Genomic DNA, 22,697 nt, shown 5'->3' on the forward strand with positions numbered 1-22,697 from the left:
TTATAGAAATCGAAAGTTCTCCGTCAAGATGATTTTCAATCTTTGACATTCGCCGTTGCGGCGCAGCAAACGCCGTGATTCAATCATGTTTTTTACAGACTTAAGGGTAAAGTGTAGTGGCTCGTCCGAAGAGTGAAGACAAAAAACTGGCATTACTGGAAGCTGCAACCACAGCATTTGCACAATCAGGTGTTGCGGCTTCGACCGCCGTGATAGCCCGTAATGCAGGGGTTGCGGAGGGAACGTTGTTTCGCTATTTCGCGACCAAAGATGATTTGATCAACGAGCTTTACCTCTTTTTGAAGCAAGACCTTTGTCAGTCGATGATGGCAAACCTGGATCGCTCAGTGACCGATGCCAAAACCATGACTCACTACATCTGGAACAGCTACATTAGCTGGGGCCTGAACCACACCTGCGGGCATCGCACGATTCGTCAGTTGGCCGTCAGCGAGAAAATAAGCAAGGAAACCGAACAACAGGCTGACGATATGTTCCCGGAACTGCGCGATCTTTGTCATCGTTCCGTACGACCCGAGTTTATGTCTGACGAATATCGCGCCTTTGGCGACGGGCTATTCCTTTCTCTGGCAGAAACCACCATGGAGTTCGCCGCCCGCGACGCTGCCCGCGCAAATGAATATATTTCGATGGGGTTTGAAGCCATGTGGCGCGCCCTGACCCGCGAGGAACAATAATGGACGGCCAGACCCTACCTGCCTGTGCGAAACGCCTTGCGCTTGAATTGCCTTTTACCGAACACTGCTGGCCATTTGGCCCGGAATACGATGTCTTCAAGGTTGGCGGTAAAATTTTTATGCTGGTCACGGAGCTTCGCGGACGGCCGCTTATTAACCTGAAATCCGATCCGCAAAAATCACTGTTAAACCAGCAGATCTACCCCAGCATTAAGCCCGGCTATCACATGAATAAAAAGCACTGGATCTCGGTCTATCCTGGTGACGATATTACCGAGTCATTACTGGCAGAGCTGGTGAATGATTCCTGGCACCGCGTCGTCGACGGCTTGCCGAAGCGGGATCAAAAACGCCTGCGTCCAGGTTGATTTATCGCTAACCCCGATAAGTGTTTTTGCATTTTTCTGTCTTATCTTTTTTCTGCTAACCCTGTACCCTGCTGAAACAAAACGCACCCGCAGGGTATGGAAAATCACCAGGAGTAGTTATGGATATTGTTTCTGTCGCCTTAAAACGTTACTCCACTAAGGCATTTGATCCGAATAAAAAACTGACCGCTGAGCAGGCCGAAAAATTAAAAACGCTGCTGCAGTTTAGCCCGTCCAGCACCAACTCTCAGCCATGGCACTTTATTGTCGCCAGCACTGACGAAGGTAAGGCGCGTGTGGCTAAATCCGCAGCCGGCGGCTTTGTATTCAACGAACGTAAAATGCTGGATGCTTCCCACGTCGTGGTGTTCTGCGCCAAAACGGCGATGGACGATGCGTGGCTGGAACGCGTGGTGGATCAAGAAGAAAGCGATGGTCGTTTCGCCACGCCTGAAGCGAAAGCCGCAAACCACAAAGGCCGCACCTTCTTTGCCGACATGCATCGCAAAGAACTGAAAGATGACAACCACTGGATGGCAAAACAGGTGTACCTGAACGTCGGTAACTTCCTGCTGGGCGTTGCGGCGATGGGCCTGGATGCTGTGCCGATCGAAGGCTTTGATTCAGCTGTCATGGATGCAGAATTTGGCCTGAAAGAAAAAGGTTTCACCAGCGTAGTGGTGGTTCCTGTGGGTCATCACAGCGTAGAAGATTTCAACGCCGCGCTGCCGAAATCTCGTCTGCCGCTGGAAACGACGCTGACGGAAGTCTAATCCTCCGCATTTGCATAAGCTCCGCGCAGCGGTCATCATAGACCGCTGTTTATTAAGGAGACGTTATGCAGGAATTGATATCTCAGGTAGAAGAACTCGGCATTGAAATAAATCACACCACCTCATTGGTGATGATTTTTGGCATTATTTTTATCACCGCCATTATTGTTCACGTTATTTTGCACTGGGTGGTATTACGCGCATTTGAAAAGCGCGCCAGCGCCAGCTCCCGCCTGTGGCTACAAATCATCACGCAGAACAAGTTATTTCACCGGCTGGCATTCACCCTGCAGGGTATCATTGTCAATATACAGGCCGCACTCTGGCTACAGAAAGGCAGCGAAGCAGCAGAAATATTAGTGACCTGCGCTCAGTTGTGGATCATGATGTACGCCCTGCTGTCCCTGTTTTCCCTGCTGGACGTTATTCTCAATCTGTCGCAAAAACTCCCTGCCGCATCGCAATTACCGCTAAAAGGCATATTCCAGGGCATCAAACTCATCAGCGCAATTCTCGTCGGAATATTGATGATTTCCCTGCTGATTGGTCAGTCACCGGCAATACTGATAAGCGGTCTGGGCGCCATGGCCGCCGTGTTAATGCTGGTGTTTAAAGATCCAATCCTCGGACTGGTTGCCGGAATACAACTTTCAGCCAACGATATGTTGAAGTTGGGTGACTGGCTGGAAATGCCGAAATATGGTGCAGATGGCGCGGTTATCGATATTGGCTTAACCACCGTGAAAGTGCGCAACTGGGATAACACCATCACCACTATCCCCACCTGGTCCCTGGTATCAGACTCTTTTAAAAACTGGAGTGGGATGTCGGCTTCCGGTGGTCGGCGAATTAAACGCAGCATCAGCATCGATGCCACCAGCATCCATTTTCTTGATGAGGATGAGCGTCAGCGGTTGCATAAAGCCCACCTGCTGAAACCGTATTTAACCGCACGTCACCAGGAAATAGACGAGTGGAATCAGCAGTTAGATGCGCCTGAATCGGTGTTGAATCATCGCCGGATGACCAATATTGGTACCTTCCGCGCTTATCTGAACGAGTATTTGCGTCATCATCCGCGTATTCGCAAAGATATGACGTTAATGGTGCGCCAGCTTGCGCCGGACGATCATGGTTTACCGATCGAAATTTATGCCTTTACCAATACGGTGGTCTGGCTTGAATATGAAAGTATTCAGGCTGATATCTTCGACCATATATTTGCCGTAGTCGAAGAGTTTGGCTTGCGCATTCATCAGTCGCCTACCGGAAACGATATTCGTGCGCTGTCTGGCGCGTTTCAGCGATAAAGCTCAGGTACTGGCGCGTGAAATATAGCGCCAGTCCATCATCACCCTTTCCGTCTGCGCGTCAGGATTTTCTATTTTATTCAGCAATAATCCTACCGCTTTGCGGCCTATATCCCGTGAGGGCTGCTCAATGGTCGAAAGCTGTGGAGAAACCATTTCTGCCAGTTCCGTACCGTCGAAACCAACAACGGCGATATCCTGCGGGATCTGTAATCCGGCATCGAAAATAGCGCGCATCGCACCAGCGGCTAGCGTGTCCGATACGGCAAACACCGCGTCGGGTTTCACCTCTGCGGCAAGTAGTGTTTTCATCGCCGCAATTCCTGCACTGGAACTTAATTCACTGGCATATTCCACAGCCTGATATTCAAGCGACAGCGCATGCAGCGCCGCTTTATAGCCGCGTTCGCGCAAACGAGCATATTTATAACTCAGGTCATGATTGATTAAGGCAATTCGTCGGTAGCCCTTATCCACCAGGTGAGATATTACCGACTGTGCGGCGTCAACATCGTTAATCCCCACGCAGGAAACCGCGCCTTTGTCAGCATATTCCGCGCACTGAACCCAGGGCGCATCGCCAATCAGCGTAGTCAGTTCCGGTAATTTGGAGAATGCATCCATGGTGATAATGCCATCGACGATTTTCCCCGACAGGAGCTTCAACGCCGATTTTGATCGGGCTGTATCCGAGCCGGAATTACACAGCAAAATGCGATAGCCATTCTTCTCCGCCTCCTCTTCAATGCCTTTAACAACCTCTGCACAAAAAGGGTTGGCAATGTTGGAAACCATCACCAGAATCATCGAACTACGTGCCGTACGCAGCTGACGCGCCAGCAGGTTGGGCTGATAATTGCTTTCTTTAATAGCCTGTAGCACGCGCTCACGATTTTTGGCTTTGACGGTATCACTGTGATTCAGCACACGCGATACCGTCGCCACCGACACACCGGCAAGCTGGGCGATTTTTTGAATAGACATAACGACGACACATCCTGCGGTTTACGCTTTGCGTTGAGGCTACCATAAAATCACCGACTGGCGAACCGGATGTGTGTTTAGCGCTGTACTGATATCCAACGCTGCTGCTGATGGCTTTTTATAATTGCATCAATAATATACATCACATCCGCACCATCAGAAAAAGACGCAAATCGACGCTCCGCCGTTGCGGGCATTTTGCCTGCCAACACAGCCTGATAAAACTGCTGCATCATATTCTTGAACGCATCCGGCCAGCCTTCAATATGCCCACCCGGAAAGTGCGCACTGGCAGCTACATCAGCATTCATCAATCCAGGGTCGTCCGTCAGGATCTGGTTCGCCTGCTGACGGTGCCCGACCCAAAGCTGTTGCGGCGTTTCCTGATCCCAGTGCAGTGAACAGTGGCTACCGTTAATTTCAAAGCTCAGGTGATTCTTGCGCCCGGCACTCACCTGCGAAACGCTAAAGCAGCCTTTGCTGCCATCATCAAAACGTACCAGCACCGACCCACGATCTTCCGTCGTAACCGCTTTATCCTCAAATTGCACATCAGCCGTTTGCTGGCCAAACGTAGCGTTACTGGCAATGCTGGCTTTACGTACCGGCCAGACGATAGCCAAATCGGCCATCACCTCGACAATACGTTTTCCAGTTACGAATTGCACCGTATCGCACCAGTGCGAACCGATATCCGCTACCGCCCGTGAATCGCCGCCCTGTGCGGCATCGACCCGCCAGTTGTAGTCAGTCTCCAGCAGCATCCAGTCCTGCAGATAGCTCCCCTGTACGGCAAACAGACTACCCACGCTGCCGCTTCTGACCATACTGGCCGCCTGCTGCACCATTGCAAACTGGCGATAGACAAAGCTCACGCCGTGCACCACTCCAGCCTGCTGCGCCAGCGCTTCCAGTTCACGAGCCTCATCCGGCGTCATACACAGCGGCTTTTCTGAAAACACGTGCATACCCGCGCGTAAAATCTGCCGATTGATGTCGGCATGCAGATGATTCGGTGTACAGTTATGCACTACCTGTAGTCCGGGATGCGCCAGCAGCGCTTCAACGCTGCCGTACGCATGAGGAATATGAAGAGCATCTGCGCGTTCCTGGGCAACCGCCAGCGAGCTATCACAGAGCGCCACCACGTTCACACCGCCGAGTCGACGCAACGCCTCAATATGTGCAGGCCCAATAAATCCGCTGCCAATAATGCCAACCTGTATCATTTGCGTACCTCATCGCCAGCGGCGAAATCATCAAATGCACGTGCAGAAACCGGAATAACATGGCGGCGTATAAAATCACTCCCCTCACGCGCCCCGGTTTGCGCGTCTTTCAGGCAACACTCCCATTCCAGCACCGCCCAGCCAGGGAAATCATATTGTGTGAGCTTGCTGAAGATCGTTTTGAAATCGACCTGCCCGTCCCCCAAAGAACGGAAGCGCCCGGCGCGATCGAGCCACGGCTGATAACCGCCATAGACACCGCTGCGGCTACTGGCATGGTACTCAGCGTCCTTGACGTGGAACGCTTTAATACGCGAGTGATAGACATCGATAAACCCAAGATAATCCATCTGTTGCAATAACAGATGGCTCGGGTCATAGAGAATGTTGCAGCGAGGATGATTATCAACCAGCGCAAGAAAACGCTCGAACGTCACGCCATCGTGCAGATCTTCGCCGGGATGGATCTCAAAGCAAACATCCACCCCATGGTGATCAAAGCGATCGAGTATCGGTCTCCAGCGGCGCGCCAGCTCCAGAAAAGCCTCTTCAAAGCGCTGACGATTATGCGGTGGCCACGGATAAAAGAAAGGCCAGGCAAGCGAACCTGAAAACGTGGCATGTGCCGTCAGCCCCAGTCTTTGCGAAGCCGCAGCGGCCTGGTGTAAGGTTTCGATGGCCCACGCCTGTCTGGCCTGCGGATTAGCGCGTACAGACGGCGGAGCAAATCCGTCAAAAGCGTCATCGTAAGCCGGATGGACTGCAACCAGTTGACCTTCAAGATGGGTAGATAATTCGCTAATCACTAACCCATATCCGGCCAGCATCCCCCGAATATCATCACAATAGGCCTGACTTACAGCAGCTTGTTCGACATCAAACAGCGACTTGTGATTACACGGGATTTGTAATGCCTTATAGCCAAGCTCCGCCGCCCATTTTGCCACGCCTTCCAGGGTGTTAAATGGCGGATGCTCCCCGATAAATTGCGCCAGAAAAATGCCAGGCCCCTTGATGGTTTTCATAACCCCTCCTGAAAATTACGCCTGCTCTTTGTCGTCATACTTGAAAGAGAAAAGGAAAATCACGGCAATCACTGCGGCAGCGACTGCCGGGATCCACCAGAATGTGGTCCACGCCTGAGGCACGGTTTGCCCCGCCACCAGCCGGTTGTAAAGTGCGCCTGAAATTTGCGAGCCCAGCAGCATACCGATCCCATAGGTAAACATGACGATCATGCTTTGCGCCTGACCTTTTACTTTTTCCCCGGCGATACGATCGGTGTAAATAAAGCCGACCACGAAGAAAAAGTCGTAGCACACGCCGTGCAGCAGAATGCCGAGATACAGCAGGAATCGCCCCTCTTCGCTGATGCCGAGGGCAAAGAAGGCATAACGCACGAACCAGGCGCACATCCCGATTAACAGCATGTATTTCACGCCCAAACGTCTGAACAGGAACGGGATCACCAGCATGAAGAATATTTCAGACATCTGACCAAACGACATCGCCGTACTGACGTCGCCGACGCCCGCATCAGCAAGAAACGACGCGGTATACGCGTAATAGGTTCCCAACGGTACAGAGATAAGCGTCGCGCAGAGCGAGAAGACAAAAAAGTGACGGACCTTGAGTAAGGCAAAAGCATCCGCACAAAACAGATCGCGAACTTTCACCGGCAGTCCTTTCGCCGGTGCAGGCGTGTTGGGTAGCGTCAGGCTGTAGAGCGCCAGAATCACAGAGATAATCGCCGCCAGCGTAAAGATGCCGGTGGTGTCCGAAATTCCGGTTACACCGATAAAGATCCCCGCGACAATCCAGCCAATGGTGCCAAACACCCTCACCACCGGGAAGGTTTTGTCCTTATCCGACAGGCTATGAAAAGCAATATTGTTGGTAAGCGCCAGCGTTGGCATGTAGCACAACGTGTAGCCAAACAGCAGACCAATCAACAGTGCACCGTTTTGCGCCACCAATGCCTGCGGAACAAACCACAGGATTGCCGCGCCAGCAAGGTGCATCACCGCCATCACCTTTTGCGAGGCAAAAAAGCGGTCTACCAGCATCCCTAAGACGAATGGCGACAGAATAGAGGCAATGGGCCCGGCTGAAAACGCATCGCCAATCAACAGCGACATGTTGTGCTGGCTCATCACCAGCCCCAGCGTGACGGACCAACTTCCCCAGATAAAGAACTGTAAGAACATCATTAGCGACAGCCGGGGCACCAGCAGCCGGTACTGTACGCTCTGTTTTCCACTACTTTCGGTTGTTGACACCATTTTTTGCCCCACCCTTAAAAAGTAATCGATTACAAATTAGATTCAATAGAAAAGTAATCGATTACAAAATAAAGATCCTGTCAGCAGCAGCAAAATTGCGAGAACGGTCACGATAAACGTTGAGTGAGGATCCGATCCCATCCTGACGATGGGATCGGTAATAACAAGATCGGTAGAAACTTAGCGGGACTTACGACGCAGCAGTTTGAAGGCAACAAACAGGAACAGGATCCAGACTGGCAGCAGGATAGCTGACAGGCGCATCTCATCCATCGTACACATCAGCACCAGAATCATGCCAAGGAAAGCAATACACAGGTAGTTCCCTGCCGGATACAGCAGCGCTTTAAACTGCGTGTCACGTCCCTTACGACGCATCGCCGCCCGGAATCGCAGATGTGCCAGGCAGATCATAATCCAGTTCAGCAGCAGCGTCGCCACCACCAGCGCCATCAGCAGGCTAAAGGCCTTTTGCGGCAGCACATAGTTGATGAGTACCACCAGCGACGTAATAGCACCGGAAAGAATCAGTGAGTTCACCGGTACGCCGCGACGGCTGACGCGGGTTAAGAACTTCGGCGCGTTACCCTGAACCGAAAGACCAAACAGCATGCGGCTGTTAGAGTAGACGCCACTGTTATACACCGACAGTGAAGCCACCAGGATGACAAAGTTCAGTGCAGAAGCCACTACGTTGCTGTCGAGATTATGGAAAATCATCACAAACGGGCTGCTATTGGATTTCACTTCCACCCACGGGTACAGCGCCAACAGCACCACCAGAGAACCGATATAAAACAGCAGAATACGGTACACCACCTGGTTTACCGCCTTTGGAATGCTTTTCTGCGGATCCTGCGCTTCCGCGGCAGTAATCCCGATAAGCTCCAGCCCACCAAAGGAGAACATAATCACTGCCAGCGACAGAATTAATCCGTTCCAGCCGGTAGCAAAAAAGCCGTTGTAACGCCAAAGGTTATCGATGCTTGCATGTTCCCCGCCGTTACCGGAAAACAGCATCCACACGCCAAAACCAATCATGCCGATAATGGCCAGTACTTTAATCAGCGCAAACCAGAATTCCGTTTCGCCATACAGACGTACGTTGACCAGATTGACGGCGTTGATGATCACGAAGAATGCCGCGGCCCAAATCCAGGTTGGAACATCGGGCAACCAGTACTGCATGTAGATCCCTGCCGCTGTCAGTTCTGCCATGCCGACCAGCACAAACATCACCCAGTAGTTCCAGCCGGACAGAAAACCCGCGAACGGTCCCCAGTATTTATAGGCAAAATGGGCAAACGATCCGGAAACGGGTTCTTCGACCACCATTTCGCCCAGTTGACGCATAATCAAAAAAGCGATGATCCCGGCAACGCCGTAACCCAGTAACACCGCAGGTCCCGCCATCTGAATAGCCGGGCCAATGCCCAAAAACAGGCCGGTACCAATTGCGCCGCCCAGCGCAATTAACTGAATATGGCGGTTTTGCAACCCTCGTTGAAGCGTCGGCTCGTTCGTCGACGCGGCATCAGACACGCTGGTGTCAGATGCAGTTGACGCGTTTTTCACGCCCTTCCCCTGTGTGGTTTTTATTGAAGGGGCTTCTTTTAACATTTCAACCTGGTTGTCGCAAGGCGCAATCGATTGGATACGCCGGGCTTCCTTGCCCAACGCACCGAGGCTCGGGAGAAAAACAATAGAAAGAAGGCGAGCTGTTATTGTTTATTCAGGTCAATACGTACCACGTTATCTGGCGCAGATGTAGAGTGGTCTTTATTAAATTTCTGTTTCACGGTGACAAACAGGGTTTGCCCATCCGCCGAGAGCAGCAAGCTGTTAGGGTTAGGTGGTAAATCCCAGCTTTTCTTCACGCTGTAATCGGTCGCATTCAGGCTGAGCAATTTCCCTGAATCACGCTGGGTAATATAGATTTCGTTGCGTTTTGCGTTAAATTTCACCGCCAGCGAATCACCCACATCCAATTTTTTCAGCAGCTTACCGGTATGGATATCCAGCACCAGGGTAGTTTTCGCTTTCGAGTTGTCGGTGACAAACAGGCGACCCGTTTGTGCGTCCTCCGCCATATTCAGCAACAGCGCAGGTTGTTCCCCCAGCGGTTGCCAGTGTTTTTCTACGCGCTGATTACGCGGGTTGATAACAAGAATTTCACCGCCGCCGTTAGCTGCATAAATTCGCTGCGTCACTTCTGAATAATGCAGTCCGGTCATCCATTTACCCGTATTTTTAATGCGGGTTTTTAGCTTCAGGGTTTCAGCGTCAACCACCCAAATCACCGCCGGATCCGCCACGGCACCAATATAGAGCAAACCGTTATGCAGCAGCACCTGGCGCGCACCATACGGGAAACCTTCTGGGTTACGTTCCGGGAACAGTACGCGATTTTTCACTTTGCCGTCAGCGGTATTCAGCGCGCTCAGGCCACCATCCAGTGAGTTGGTGACATACACTGTTTTACCGTCCGGCGAGATAGCCATACCAAAGTTTTTCATATCGGTATGACTCAAGCCGAGCGTTTTAAGCGTTTTTGGATCCAGCTTGTAAACCACGCCGCCCTGCACATCTTTAAATCCTTCGGCGCTGGCAACGTACAACGCATCCCCTGCCGGGCTAAGCGCCATTTCATATAACCCATCCGCCAGCGCGCGTTGTTGCACATCACTGACGGCAGGTTGCGCTGTTTTTTCCGTAACGCTGTCGTTGCTGGCTGGCGTGGTATGCGCCGCACAACTGCTTAACGCCGCAGCAATCAGCAATGCCAGCGCGGATGTTGTTTTTTTCATTGTCGGGATCCTTACCAGAAGTAATACAGGGAGTTAATAACAAAAGAGAATGAGAACTATACGCATTATCTTTACTGAATCAAGAATAATTACCCGAGAGTAAAAAACATGAAACAGAGGTTTGAAGATGCAGACAGGTGCGCGCGACTTCCGGTTTTTCATAATTACAGTGAATTATTCTGGACGAAAAGGCATCGCAGGCCACAGAATGCGCTTTACTGTTTTTCTAACATTTTCAAACGGGTGAACCTGTTGTACTTCAGCCACTCGTTTTTTAGCCAGGCCAGGCAACGACTGTCATGAATAAGATCATCAAACGACTGGAAATCGTCAAAAGCGCTATTGAACTGGAAGATGAGGAGATTATTTTCCAGCAGGTGGCGCATCTTAAAAATGAGCCTTTGTCAGTCGTACCAGGCACCATTGTGCAGGCGATCGAAGAACGACGCTTTGGTGATGCCCTGCGTGAAATCTCGGCCTGGCTGCAATCTCAACGGGCAGTCTCTACGTGGCAGGATCCCGCCATTGCCGCCAGTAAGCTGGAACTCAAAGCACTCGAAACACAGCTGCGTGACCTGATCGATAAGCGTAACACGCGCATTCAAATCCTCGATGATTTCAACGATCTGTATCACCTTCGTCTTGGACCGCTGATGAGCCGCATTCTCGAACTACGTAAACAGCTCGCCGCCAGTGCCCAGCGCAAACAGGAAGCGGAGCGAAAACGCCGGGAAAAAGACTATCAATCCTGTCAGCACTTTATTTCACAGGCTGTTGATCAACTGGCCAGGCTCAAGCAGCACTGGATGAACCAGAATTCAGATTCGCGCGAATCGGTGGAAACACGCCAACGTATTCAGCAGCAAACTGAACTGATTACCGCCCTGCTGGCGGAGATTCGTGAGCTGGAAAACGACTTTTCTCGCCAGGACGACAGCGCAACCCGTCAGGCACAGGAAGAGGCCAGCCATGAATATGATGAATATCAGGAGCAGCAGCAGGATGCACAGCATCGTTTTAGCCGTGACCAGCGGCTTTCCTCTGATGAACGTAATGAGTTAAAACGCCTGTGGCGTCAGGCAAGCCGTCTTTGCCACCCGGACGTGGTAGCCGATGATCTGAAAGAGAAAGCGCATCAGATGATGGTGCAGCTTAACCAGGCGCGCCAAAATGCCGATCTTGCCGCCGTCCGGGCGCTACTGACTCAATTGCAAAGCGGCCTCGAACCGATGATGGCCAGTGACCGATTGAACGATTTGCAGCATTTACGCAGCAAAATACAGCAGCTCAGAGAACAAATTAACGCGCTGCTCAAAGAGATTACCGAACTGGAAGCCGAGAACGCCTGGCGGCTTGCTACCTCCGTGACTGATAAAGAAGCCTACTTCTCCGATCAACAACGGGCGCTTACGGAAATCCGCAATACGCTGGAACAGCAGGTGCATCAGGTTGAACAGGAACTGTTGGCGGGCTAAGCCCTATCAGCAATAGCAATCAGAAAAAATAACCTCTTCAAGTGAGTTTTTAAAATTAAGCACAAAAAGCCAAAAATAGGATAATTCCCTAAAAAATTCACAACACTAAGAATTATCAACCTGAATACTCGAGTTTCAGGTCGATAACTGCAAATTTAGCGATATTTCTCTCTTCCCCTCGACGCCCCTTCTCTTTGTCCTGGTCTTGATTAAGAATTCTCCTACCAACCAGTAAGCTCATTAAGAAAAACGGGTATCCATCTGAAATATAATGTTTTTCATATAAATCCCCTCCAAAACAGATAGGAATACCCTGTCTTTATAGAAACCACTCAATCATTATTCATGCGATTCATAAGCGAAATCTATCAATCATTTACGCAGAGCTGAAATAAACGATTTATCTTAAATTTTAACAAAGTGTAATATCTACTTTAAGAATAGTTAATGATTCTAATAAATACAGAGAATATCTGTTTAATCTGGAATTAATAAGGATACGTTCACAACACAGAGCGTAATACGAGATTTAATTAACATTTCACGCGTCGCAAGAAACTCTTTTTTAACCTACAAAAAGAGGCGACTGCTTGCACCAAAATTTCAAGGAGATCGTTATGTCAAAGGCTATTTTTTTGGGTGACTCAATTTACCCTTGGCTAGGCATGCGAGAAATCCTACGTGGCTCATCATTATATATTGATATCGCGTATTACTCCTCCCAGACGCTCTCTGCTGTCAAAATGCTTCCTTATGAAACGGATTGCATCATCATTAATCCTGACAAATCAGATTTTTTAAAATATGCCAGGATTATCCGCAACATGGCTTTACGACCTGTCACCAAAATTATTGTTTTGGCAGATGAAGCTACTTTTACTCTTTTTCAAACCGTTTGTGGGAAGAACATGCTGTTTCTTGATCAAGATGCCAGTCTTGATCGGCTACACCATGCCGTTACACGTATCACAAAGAACAATAACCAACAAAATATCAAAGCATTACACAACAAGATCACAGCAAACGAATTCAACGTAATGATGATGCTTGCCCGAGGATGGTCACTGACACAAATCGCCGGGGCATCACAAAAAAGTGAAAAAACCATCGGGGCGTACAAAAGCAATATTGCCAGAAAACTCGGCAAAAATAACACCCGGCTCAAGTACACCATTTCCCACTATAGCCAGCCGTAACTGACTTATTTAAGGACAATTATCACGGTTATTATTTAAAAAGGTTTTCTTTCGACTCGCTTTTTAATTCCGCATCGCACGGAAGGAAACCCTATTCCCAAAAATCTATTACCGGGTAGCACATCCGCGTGCCAACCATAGCCAACAACTCAATGTATTAACACATGCATAACAGGAATGTAGACGAGGGTTATATATGAACAAAGTTTACAGCATTATTTGGAACGCGGCGCTCGGTATCTGGGTGGTCGTTTCTGAATTAACCAAAGGAAAGAAAAAAAGCAGCTCGCGTAAAACGGTTGCGGTATTGGCAGCAACGGCATTACTCAGCACCTCTCCGCTTGTTATGGCGGATGATACTGGCGATCATAATATTTCCGTTGATTATAACAATATTGTTATTCAACCGGGCACGAAGGACAACATCCACAATGATGGCTTCCTCTACCAGAACACCACTAACGGTGCAGTGTTAAACGTCACTGGCGCATTGCCGCAAATTGAACAAGGCCAAACCGGACTGGTCGAATCAGCGACTATTGAGCAGTTGCTAGATCAAAAGAAGATTACGCTCACGGCGAACATTGGGGGCGTTAGCACCCCGATTACCGAAGTTGAAGATCTGAAAAAGTATTACTTCAACCAGCCAACAACGACACCTACGCAAGATAAAGAAATTCCCATCATCGATCCTGCATTAGAAACCCCGGCGGCTATGCAGGTCTACAACACCGATGAACTGGTTCGTTATCTGACCGAAACTCCGTTAGATGGCATAACGTTAAATACCTATGACTCAACCCTTTCTAAAATCTACAACAACTTTGGCATTGCGCAGGCCAGCAACGGTTCGACGGCCAATCTGAACATTGGTAACGATCAGAAAAATGCCCGCGATGCAGAAAACACCATCAAACTCCTTGCCAAAAATAGCGCCTTGCTTGAAGCCAGCGGTACAGGCAGCAAGGTTAACTGGATTTCCGATAACTACATCTCTTTTGGCGCCGCTCCCGTCGTCCCGAACGAAACCTTTAACGGTTCTCAGACAATGGACCAGTTCGGCAAAGTATTGACTATCGATACCTACGGATACGATAGCAACGGTGATGCAGTGAAAACCGGCACTCAGGAGTTTGATATCACCAATACTCAAGAACTGGGCGATCTTAACGACTGGCTGCTGGGCGAAAGTGATGCAACGGTTTTAAATTCGCAGGGGCAAAAGGTCAGTCAACTACAGCTGATGCTGGATGCCAATCGCGGCACGATGTCGCTCAAAGACGTTGAAGACTGGTATGCGGATCTGATTAGCAGCGTTTTGCAATCCGATACCGTAACCGGCTCGGTTGATTGGCAATACCAGGTCTGGAAGGATGGTAAAAGCCATACCAATAATGCCACGATCGGTAATACCGAGCTGCACGCCGTTTACGCGCATGGCGCGGGCGCGACCGGCACTGTGACCAAAGATTCTGTGCTGGCGGTAGATGGCAGCATTAATGGTGTGATGAAAGGCGCAGATGGCGCTGTCATTACGAACCAGGGTTCCCTCAACGCACTGCGTACTTCCACAGGCCACAGTCTGGCGATTGGTATGCTGGCGGAAAATGCTACGGCAACCAACACCGGCACCATCAACTCCGGTTTGTTCATCGATAAAGATAGACGACAGGCTGTTAATAGCTACGGCGCTATCGGTATGCAGGGCAAAGGAACCAGTACTGTCACCAACGATGGCATCATAAACCAGGCTATCACAACAGGTAACTATGGTACCGCCTCTGCGGCCAACCCGTGGGATACCAATACCACGGTAACGACGCCAATTACGCTGGCCATTGGGATGCTGTTGTCAGGAGACTCAACTGGGGTTAACAACAAAACGATCAATGTGGTGGACGGTAACGCCAACGGTGCCTCCTTCGGGAAGGGTACCGCTTATGGCGTTGAAGTGGCTGAAAATGCCAATTTCACTAACAGTACTGACGCCACGATTTATCTCGGTCGTGATGGTTCTAACACCGCACAGGATGTCGAATTGACTGGCGGCGCTAACCTCAGCGCAGGTATCCATGTGCGCGGCGCAGGGACTGTGACTAACGAAGGGAAAATTACCCTCGGAACCGGCGTACGTAACGCAGCCGGCTTACTGGTCGCTGGTGCGAGCGGGAATGTTATCAACTCCGGCGAAATCTCAGTTAATGGTGCGACATCCGGACTGTCAAACTACGGGATGTCGGTGCATAACAGCGGCGCAAATGCTGGTCAAACTATTCGTAATGACGGCCAGATTAATGTTAACGGCAAGAATAATATTGGCATTCATGTTCGCGCAGACAGCTCGGATGCCAAAGTCACCACCAGCCAGGCCGGTCAAATTACGGTGAACGGTGAAAGTAATACCGACGAGCGTAACTACGCTATTTGGGTTGAAGGCTCCGCTGGAAAGCAGGCGATTGCGGATATCTCTTCCGGTATTACGCTGAAAGGCTCCGGGGACATCGGGGTACACGTTCGTGGCAGTGCGACGGCGAATATCAATAACGACAGTAGCCCTGTATTTAACAGCACCGACCAGATAGGCTATTTTTTATACGGCTCCAATGCGGTCGCTAACATTGGCAAGACGGAGATGAATGATAATGGTCAGGTTAATACCACTATCTTCCGTGTTGCTGAGGGCGCCAAATTTGCCGGTAACAGTAAGGACCCCGTAAGCGGAGTTTACTCCGATCTTAAACTATCACTCAGCGGTAACAACTCTGTTGGTGTACTGGGTACGGGGAAAGGTACTGACGTTGTCACCGGTGAAGCGACATTCAACATTGGGGGAGAAGGCGCAACTGCCATTGTGATTGAAGGCGGTGCAAGCGGTAATATTAGCGATAAAACCATCATCAATTTGACCGGTGTAGGGACCACTGCCGGGATTGTTGGCGGCCAGGCGCATAATTTAAACGGCTCCGAACAGGGTAAACCGGTAGAGACTACCCTCACCTCTGATGCCAGCATTACCTCTGAAGCTAGCGGCAACAAGGTTATCGCCTATGTTGCGAGGAATCTGGGTAACCTAATCCTCAACACCAACTCGATTATCGATCTGGCCAGCGTAAACAGCATCGGCGTTGATGTGCAAGAAGGCGGGAGCTTAACTAACAACTCTTCCAGAGCCCTGCATGTCAGCAACGGTATTGGCGTACTGGCTTCAGGTGCCAGCGCCCAGATAAAAAGACTAGGCCAGGTAGCCGTTGATGATGGAACAGCAGGGGTTCTGCTGACCAATGGTGCAAGCCTGAGTATTACCGGTGATGCCGGCGATGCCATCACGACCAATGGTTCAGCAGACGGTATTCGTCGGGATGCGGGCGCAGGCTCTTTGACCGCCAGAGGAGTTTCCATCAGCGCATTGGGTACGGGTGCAGGTATTCAGAACGATGCCAACAACACCGATATCACGCTCAACGACGTGACCATCAATGCCAACGATGGTCCGGGGATTCGGACTAGCGTGGCGCTGAACATGAACGATGGGTTGAACAATATCCTCAACGTCAACGGGAAAGGTACCGGCTTTGCCTTTGAAAAACGCGATGGCAGCTCGGTATCGGGCGATCTGACCATCGGCAAAGGCTACACCATTGAGGTGCTGAACAGCGAAGGCAGCGGTATCCGCGCTAATACCAACGGTAATGTCACCACCAATGCCGACATTAACGTGCATAACGACGCAGGCGGTTCGGCGATCATCGCGAAAAACGTCAGCGCCTTGACCAACAGCGGCAAGATTATCTCTGCCAGCACCACCTCACCGGTTATTGACGCCAGCGGCGACAGCAGTAAAACCATTACCAACACGGGAACCCTGCAGGCCATCAACGACACGGCCGTGGCCATTCAGTCCGGCAAAGGCAATGACACCATTGATATCAGCGGCGGTGTAACCAGCGGCGTAATCAATACCGGCGAAGGTGCGGACATCTTTAACTGGCGTAGTGGCTCCTATGCGGGTGAAGTGAATTTCGCCGGTACTGGCGGTAACAATAAAGCCAACATCGGCAATGTGACGCTGGATAAAACACGCCACATCACTACTGAAGCTGGTAGCGGCAACGCCCTCACCTTCACCGATACAAAAGGTGCGAAGATTGGTACGCTGGCGAGCGACAATCTGACCACTGGCACCAACATCGGCACCGGCTGGGATTCGCTGACCATCAGCGGCTCAAACGCGGATGTCCGCGTCGTAGAAAACCTGACACTGGCAAGCAAAACCATTGCCGTAAACAATGGCGCAACCCTGAGCACCGGCGACCACGTCGAGCCGACCAGTACTGCAGCAAGCATTGGCGATTACAATGTTACGACCCAGGGCACAGGCAGCCGGGTTATCTTCGATACCCAGGGGGATGCTTCAGCGGCGCAAATTTATCGCGGTATCATCAGCGGTGACGGGAAGTTCGAACGTGCGGCGGGCGGTACCACGATCTTCACCGCTAACAATACCTACACCGGCTCTACCACTATCGCTCAAACCGGTACGCTGCAGTTGGGTGACGGCGGAAATACAGGCGAAGTCAGCGCCGTGTCAGACATTATCGACAACGGCATATTGGCGATTAATCGCGCCAACACCGTGCTGCTCAACGGCGTGATCTCCGGTATTGGCGCGCTGCAGCAAATCGGCGGCGGCATTACCCGTCTGAACGGTAACAACATCTACACCGGCGACACCACCGTTACCAACGGCACGCTGCTGGTGAATGGCGATCAAAGCGCGGCGCGCGGTGCCACCACCGTTAGCGGCACGTCCACACTTGGCGGTAATGGCACTATCGGCGGCAACGTGCTGATGAACGATGCCACGACCCTCAGCGCCGGTGACGGTGGTGCGGGTACGTTATCCATTAACGGTAATCTGCAGCTTGGTAGCAAAACGACTTCCGCTTTCGAACTGGGTCAGGCCTATACGCCAGGCGGCGCGCTAAACGATCTGATTAACGTCGCGGGCGATCTGCAACTGGACGGGACTCTGGATGTCACCACTTCACAGGGCGGTAACTTCGGACCGGGCGTGTACCGTATCTATAACTACGGCGGCACGCTGGATAACCAGACGCTGGAATTAGGCGCAATACCGGACAGTCAGGATAAGAGCAATATTTTTGTCCAGACCTCCATCGACAAACAGGTCAACCTGGTGAACGCCAACGGCGTTACCCTGCAGTTCTGGGACGGCGCAACCGTCAATCAGAGCCACGGCGCGTCGGGTATTGAAGGCGACAGCAAAATTGACGGTGGCGATGGCAAATGGATGGCAATCGGCAGCCAGGGTGATAACAACTGGACCACCGCAACCGGTGAAGGTAACGCCCCTTGGGCACAGAAGTCCTTCGCCGTCTTCACCACCAAAGGCGGTACAGTTACCGTGGACAACGCCGCGGGAGAAGTTAACTTCTCCGGGGCACAGTTTGATGCCGATGGCTATGTCGTTAAAGGCGATGCGCTTAACGCGTATGCCACCACTGAAAACGCGACCCACGCAGGCCAGACGCCGGGAACAGGCGAACTGCTGCTGCGCGTTGGCGCCGGTGGCGCGGGGCAAAACTATACCGCGACCATTGAGTCTGTTATCCGCGAAGCCAGTACTGCTGACAAGCTGACGCTGGTGAAAACCGACCTTGGCCGTCTGATCCTCAGCGGCGATAACGAGTATCGCAGCGGCACGCGCATTGATGGCGGCACGTTGCAGATCTCCTCCGACAGCAATCTCGGCCAGAGCGGAACTGACCTGGCAATCAATAACGGTTCAACGCTGCAACTGGGCGCGGACCTGACCAGCAATCGCACCATCGAGCTGGGAGCGAATGAGAACGCAGCGGTGTTCGATCTCAATTCGCACCACTTCACGCCAACCGGTGAGATTACCGGCGACGGTAAACTGAAAGTCACCAGCAGCTCTAGCGATGCGGGCAGCACCTTGTCGCTCGACCGCGCAAACAGCTACAAAGGCGACACAGAAATTGCCGGTACCGGAAACACCAACAATGTGACGGTCAACGTCAGCAAAACCGGAGCCTTTGGCAGTAACGAAAGCAGCACCGTGAACGTCAATAAGGGCGCGACGCTCAATGTCAGCGGGACAGATACCAGCCTGAAATCCCTGACTATGAACATCGCCGACAGCCTGTTAACGCTGGCAGATAACGTCACCGCAGCGAGCGCAATGCTGAACCTGACGGGCACGGCGAAAGCGGTGTTAACCAACAACGCCACCGCGGGCAACGCGACGGTTAACGTGTCAAAAGACAGTACTCTGGAGCTGGAAGAAGACGCCAGCGGCGGCAATGCCACCGTGAACAACAGCGGGCTGATGACCTTTGCTGACCTGGCGATGGCAGAAAATACCGTCGTTAAAAACCTGGCGGGCGGTAAGGTCGATATCAGCGCAGTCGACAGCGCAACATCGATCGGCTCCTTGTCCGGCGCAGGTAATGTCGAATTGGGCAATAAAGAGCTGTCGCTGGGTAATCTGCATCTTGATGACACCATCAGCGGCATTATCAGCGGCAACGACGGTAGCCTGGTGAAAATCGGTGAAGGTACGTTAACGCTGACCGGCGACAATACTTACACCGGCACCACGGACGTCAATGAAGGCGTGCTGCTGGTCAACGGTAATCAGTCTGCGGCTACCGGCCAGGTGACGGTGAAATCCGGGGCAACGCTTGGCGGAAACGGAATTATTGGCGGCGCGGTTGATGTGCTGGACGACGCTCATATTACCGCAGGTGCGGCCATCAACAGCGTGGGTAAACTGACTACCGGTTCGCTGACGCTCAGTGATAACGCACAGCTGGATTATCAGTTTGGTCAGGCTTACACCCCGGGCGGTGCTTTCAACGACTTGATTGATGTAAATGGCGATCTGACGCTCGACGGTAAGCTCAACATTGAAACCTCACCGGGCGGCAGCTTTGATGTCGGCGTCTATCGCGTCATCAACTACACCGGCACATTGACCAACAATGTGATGGATATTGCTAACGCGCCGGAAGCGGCTGACAGCCTGTACGTGCAGACATCGGTGAAAAATCAGGTCAACCTGGTCAACCACGCAGGACTAACGCTGCGCTTCTGGGACGGCACCGGCGGTGAGAATGGCGAGCTGAAAAACAACGGCGTCATCAACGGCGGCGACGGTATCTGGCAATCCAGCCAGGGTAACGACAACTGGACTACCGATGAATCAACGCCGGAAGGCGCGCTGAACGCACCGTTTACCGATGCCGCGTTTGCCGTCTTCCAGGGTGAAGCAGGCAACGTGACCGTCGATAACAGCAAAGGCGACGTCATCATCAGCGGCGCGCAGTTCGCCACCGATGGTTATCGCGTGGGTGGCGAAGCCATTACCACCGATACGGCCAACACCCTGATTCGCGTTGGCGATGGCACAGTAGACGGCGCCAACTACACCGCGACTATCGACAGCGTTATCCGCGGTACCGGCGGCCTGAATAAAGGCGATCTCGGTACCCTCATCCTCACGGGCGACAACACCTACAGCGGCGGAACGACCATCACCTCCGGGACGCTGCAGGTAGCGGGCGATACCAACCTGGGTGCGGCAGATACGGGAATTACCTTTAATGGCGGTACGCTGAAGTATGGCGAAGCGTTTGATACTGCCCGTCAGGTGACGCTGGAATCCGGCGGCGGGACATTCGACACCAACGGGCATGACGTTTCTCTGCTAACGGAAGTCGAAGGTAATGGTCAACTGACCAAAACCGGTAAAGGTTCCCTCACCCTGACGCTGGATAACACCTACACCGGTGGCACCACCATCGAACAAGGCGTTTTACAGTTGGGTAACGGCGGCGATATCGGCAGCATTCAGGGGGATGTCGTTGATAACGGCGTCCTCAACGTCAATCGTGGCGATACCCTGGCGCTGACCGGCAATATCAGTGGTAAAGGCCAGTTGCATCAGACCGGTAGCGGCATTACCGAGCTGCAAGGTGAAAATAGCTACAGCGGCGCGACGTTGATCGCCAACGGCGTGTTGCAAGCGGGTAATGCCAACACCCTGAGTAGCGCATCTCACCACTATGTGGTCGCAGACACCACGTTGAACACTCAGGGTTACAACCAAACGGTAGCGGGCCTGAGCAACGGTGGCGATGTCTCGCTCATCGGTCAGCAGACTGGCACAACCTTAACCGTCAAAGGGGATTACACCGGCGAAAAAGGGACTATCAACATGGCGGCTATCCAGAATGGTAGCGGCGCAGGCATTGCCGACCGTCTGATTATCGATGGCGGTAAAGCCAGCGGTAGCACGCTGCTGGATGTCGATGGTTCTGGTCTCGGCGCGCCGACCATTGGGGATGGTATCGAAGTGGTGACAGCGCTCAATGGCGCAACCACCACCGCACAAACGTCGCGGGATGCCTTCCATCTTGCCGCCGATCGTATGGCTGCAGGTGCGTTTGAGTACCAACTGCATGCGGGTAATGCTCAGGGCCAGGGTGAAAACTGGTATCTGAGAAGTGAATACCGTCCAGAAACCATGCTGTATTCTGGCCTCGCCAGCGTCGTACGTCAGGGTGATATTAGCCTGTTGGGTAACATGCACCAACGTATGGGTGACGAGGTTAAACCGGGCATTGATGAAGACAATCGCGCCTGGGCAAGAATGATTGGCTACTCCGGTAAAACCAAACTGGATGATGCGGCCGGTACGCAAACCAGCTCCCATACCATGGGCATTCAGGTCGGCGTGGATATGTATGCTAACGAAAGCTGGAAAGCCGGGATGTATACCAGCATCCTTGATATTGACAGCAACGTGAAAGGCACGAAGACAGGCAGCGATGGCAAAGGCGGTAACATCGACGACAACGCATTTTACGTCGGCGGCTATGCTACCTGGTTCTCGGGTGACGGTATGTATGTTGATAACGTCCTGCAGTACGGTAACCATAAATCCCGCCTGGAGGCGACCGGTAACAACGGCTCGTATACGGTCAGAGGCAACACGCTGACGGCGTCGACAGAGGTAGGTAAATCGTTCCGTTTAGGTGCCAGCGCATGGAGTCTGGAACCTCAGGCTCAGTTGATCTACCAGTACAGCGACTTTGATAACAGCACGCTGGATGGTGTGACCCCAACGAAAGTGAAAATGGATACTGCGGATTCCTTTACCGCGCGTCTGGGCGTGCGTCTGGTCGCTGACTATGACACCAACCATGGCAAATTCCAGCCGTACGGCAGGGTAAACGTCTGGCAGGGTCTGGGTTCAAAAGACAAAACGCACTTTAGCAATGCGGTAGCCACCACCACGCTGGAATCTTCACAGCAGTACTCCAGCACTGAAGTTGCAGCCGGCCTGTCATGGTCCATCGACAGAAACCTGCAGGTCTACGGTGAGCTGGGTACGCAATTCAGCAACGGCGGCAGTAAGTCGCAGGTAGAAGCGCCGGTCAATGCCTCTATCGGCTTTAAGAAATCGTTCTAAGCTGACATAAACTCACCAGCCCCCTGTTCTGCAGGGGGCTTTTTTTTGCCGTTCAAAG

Annotated in this window: 13 protein-coding genes; 7 read left to right on the forward strand and 6 right to left on the reverse strand. The window is 51.9% G+C overall.

All coding sequences use genetic code 11. From position 1 onward, the window contains the following. The first annotated feature begins 116 nt into the window (after positions 1-116). The 4 genes from OGY17_RS06170 to OGY17_RS06185 all read left to right on the forward strand — a co-directional run bounded on the left by OGY17_RS06170 (position 117) and on the right by OGY17_RS06185 (position 3,149). Positions 117-698, forward strand: a complete 582-nt coding sequence (locus tag OGY17_RS06170) for a TetR/AcrR family transcriptional regulator (RefSeq protein ID WP_071445801.1) — start codon at positions 117-119, stop codon at positions 696-698. Beyond that, positions 698-1,066 carry an MmcQ/YjbR family DNA-binding protein gene (locus tag OGY17_RS06175; protein WP_008784040.1) on the forward strand — a complete coding sequence of 123 codons (369 nt, stop codon included), beginning with the start codon at positions 698-700 and terminating at the stop codon, positions 1,064-1,066. Before OGY17_RS06170 ends, OGY17_RS06175 begins: the two co-directional genes overlap by 1 nt. Before the next feature lie 119 nt (positions 1,067-1,185). Beyond that, on the forward strand, positions 1,186-1,839 hold the full coding sequence (nfsB, locus tag OGY17_RS06180; protein ID WP_003831162.1) for an oxygen-insensitive NAD(P)H nitroreductase: 654 nt from the start codon (positions 1,186-1,188) through the stop codon (positions 1,837-1,839). 65 nt (positions 1,840-1,904) lie between these two features. Continuing rightward, a complete protein-coding gene (locus OGY17_RS06185) occupies positions 1,905-3,149 on the forward strand; it encodes a mechanosensitive ion channel family protein (RefSeq protein WP_057066482.1) in 1,245 nt (414 codons plus the stop codon). A 3-nt stretch (positions 3,150-3,152) separates the two neighbouring features. Here OGY17_RS06185 and OGY17_RS06190 read toward each other — a convergent pair whose 3' ends face one another. From OGY17_RS06190 to OGY17_RS06215, 6 genes are all read right to left on the reverse strand, one after another. Further along, complete coding sequence (locus OGY17_RS06190) at positions 3,153-4,133, reverse strand: LacI family DNA-binding transcriptional regulator (RefSeq protein ID WP_003831159.1); 981 nt, start codon at positions 4,131-4,133, stop codon at positions 3,153-3,155. Positions 4,134-4,210: 77 nt separating this feature from the next. Beyond that, positions 4,211-5,362 (reverse strand): Gfo/Idh/MocA family protein, encoded by a 1,152-nt coding sequence (locus OGY17_RS06195; RefSeq protein WP_286606642.1) that lies wholly within the window; start codon positions 5,360-5,362, stop codon positions 4,211-4,213. Beyond that, positions 5,359-6,387, reverse strand: a complete 1,029-nt coding sequence (locus tag OGY17_RS06200) for a sugar phosphate isomerase/epimerase family protein (protein ID WP_208744577.1) — start codon at positions 6,385-6,387, stop codon at positions 5,359-5,361. The genes OGY17_RS06195 and OGY17_RS06200 overlap by 4 nt, the downstream gene beginning before the upstream one ends. A gap of 15 nt (positions 6,388-6,402) precedes the next feature. After that, on the reverse strand, positions 6,403-7,644 hold the full coding sequence (locus OGY17_RS06205; RefSeq protein WP_003835691.1) for an MFS transporter: 1,242 nt from the start codon (positions 7,642-7,644) through the stop codon (positions 6,403-6,405). Between the two features lie 180 nt (positions 7,645-7,824). After that, the gene (gene pheP, locus OGY17_RS06210; protein ID WP_008784036.1) at positions 7,825-9,219 is read right to left on the reverse strand and encodes a phenylalanine transporter; all 1,395 of its coding nucleotides are present in this window, start codon (positions 9,217-9,219) and stop codon (positions 7,825-7,827) included. A 146-nt stretch (positions 9,220-9,365) separates the two neighbouring features. After that, positions 9,366-10,451, reverse strand: a complete 1,086-nt coding sequence (locus tag OGY17_RS06215; protein ID WP_286606646.1) for a YncE family protein — start codon at positions 10,449-10,451, stop codon at positions 9,366-9,368. Between the two features lie 299 nt (positions 10,452-10,750). Between OGY17_RS06215 and OGY17_RS06220 the strand changes: the two genes are divergently transcribed. The 3 genes from OGY17_RS06220 (at position 10,751) to OGY17_RS06230 (ending at position 22,639) form a co-directional block, all read left to right on the forward strand. Further along, entirely contained in the window at positions 10,751-11,926 is a 1,176-nt protein-coding gene (locus OGY17_RS06220) for a coiled-coil domain-containing protein (RefSeq protein ID WP_057066486.1), read from the forward strand. Positions 11,927-12,543: 617 nt separating this feature from the next. After that, positions 12,544-13,122, forward strand: a complete 579-nt coding sequence (locus OGY17_RS06225) for a helix-turn-helix transcriptional regulator (RefSeq protein ID WP_008784033.1) — start codon at positions 12,544-12,546, stop codon at positions 13,120-13,122. A 196-nt stretch (positions 13,123-13,318) separates the two neighbouring features. After that, on the forward strand, positions 13,319-22,639 hold the full coding sequence (locus tag OGY17_RS06230) for an autotransporter outer membrane beta-barrel domain-containing protein (protein ID WP_286606648.1): 9,321 nt from the start codon (positions 13,319-13,321) through the stop codon (positions 22,637-22,639). Positions 22,640-22,697 lie beyond the last annotated feature (58 nt).

This window comes from Citrobacter sp. Cpo126 (genome assembly GCF_030332445.1).
Lineage (GTDB): Bacteria > Pseudomonadota > Gammaproteobacteria > Enterobacterales > Enterobacteriaceae > Citrobacter > Citrobacter portucalensis.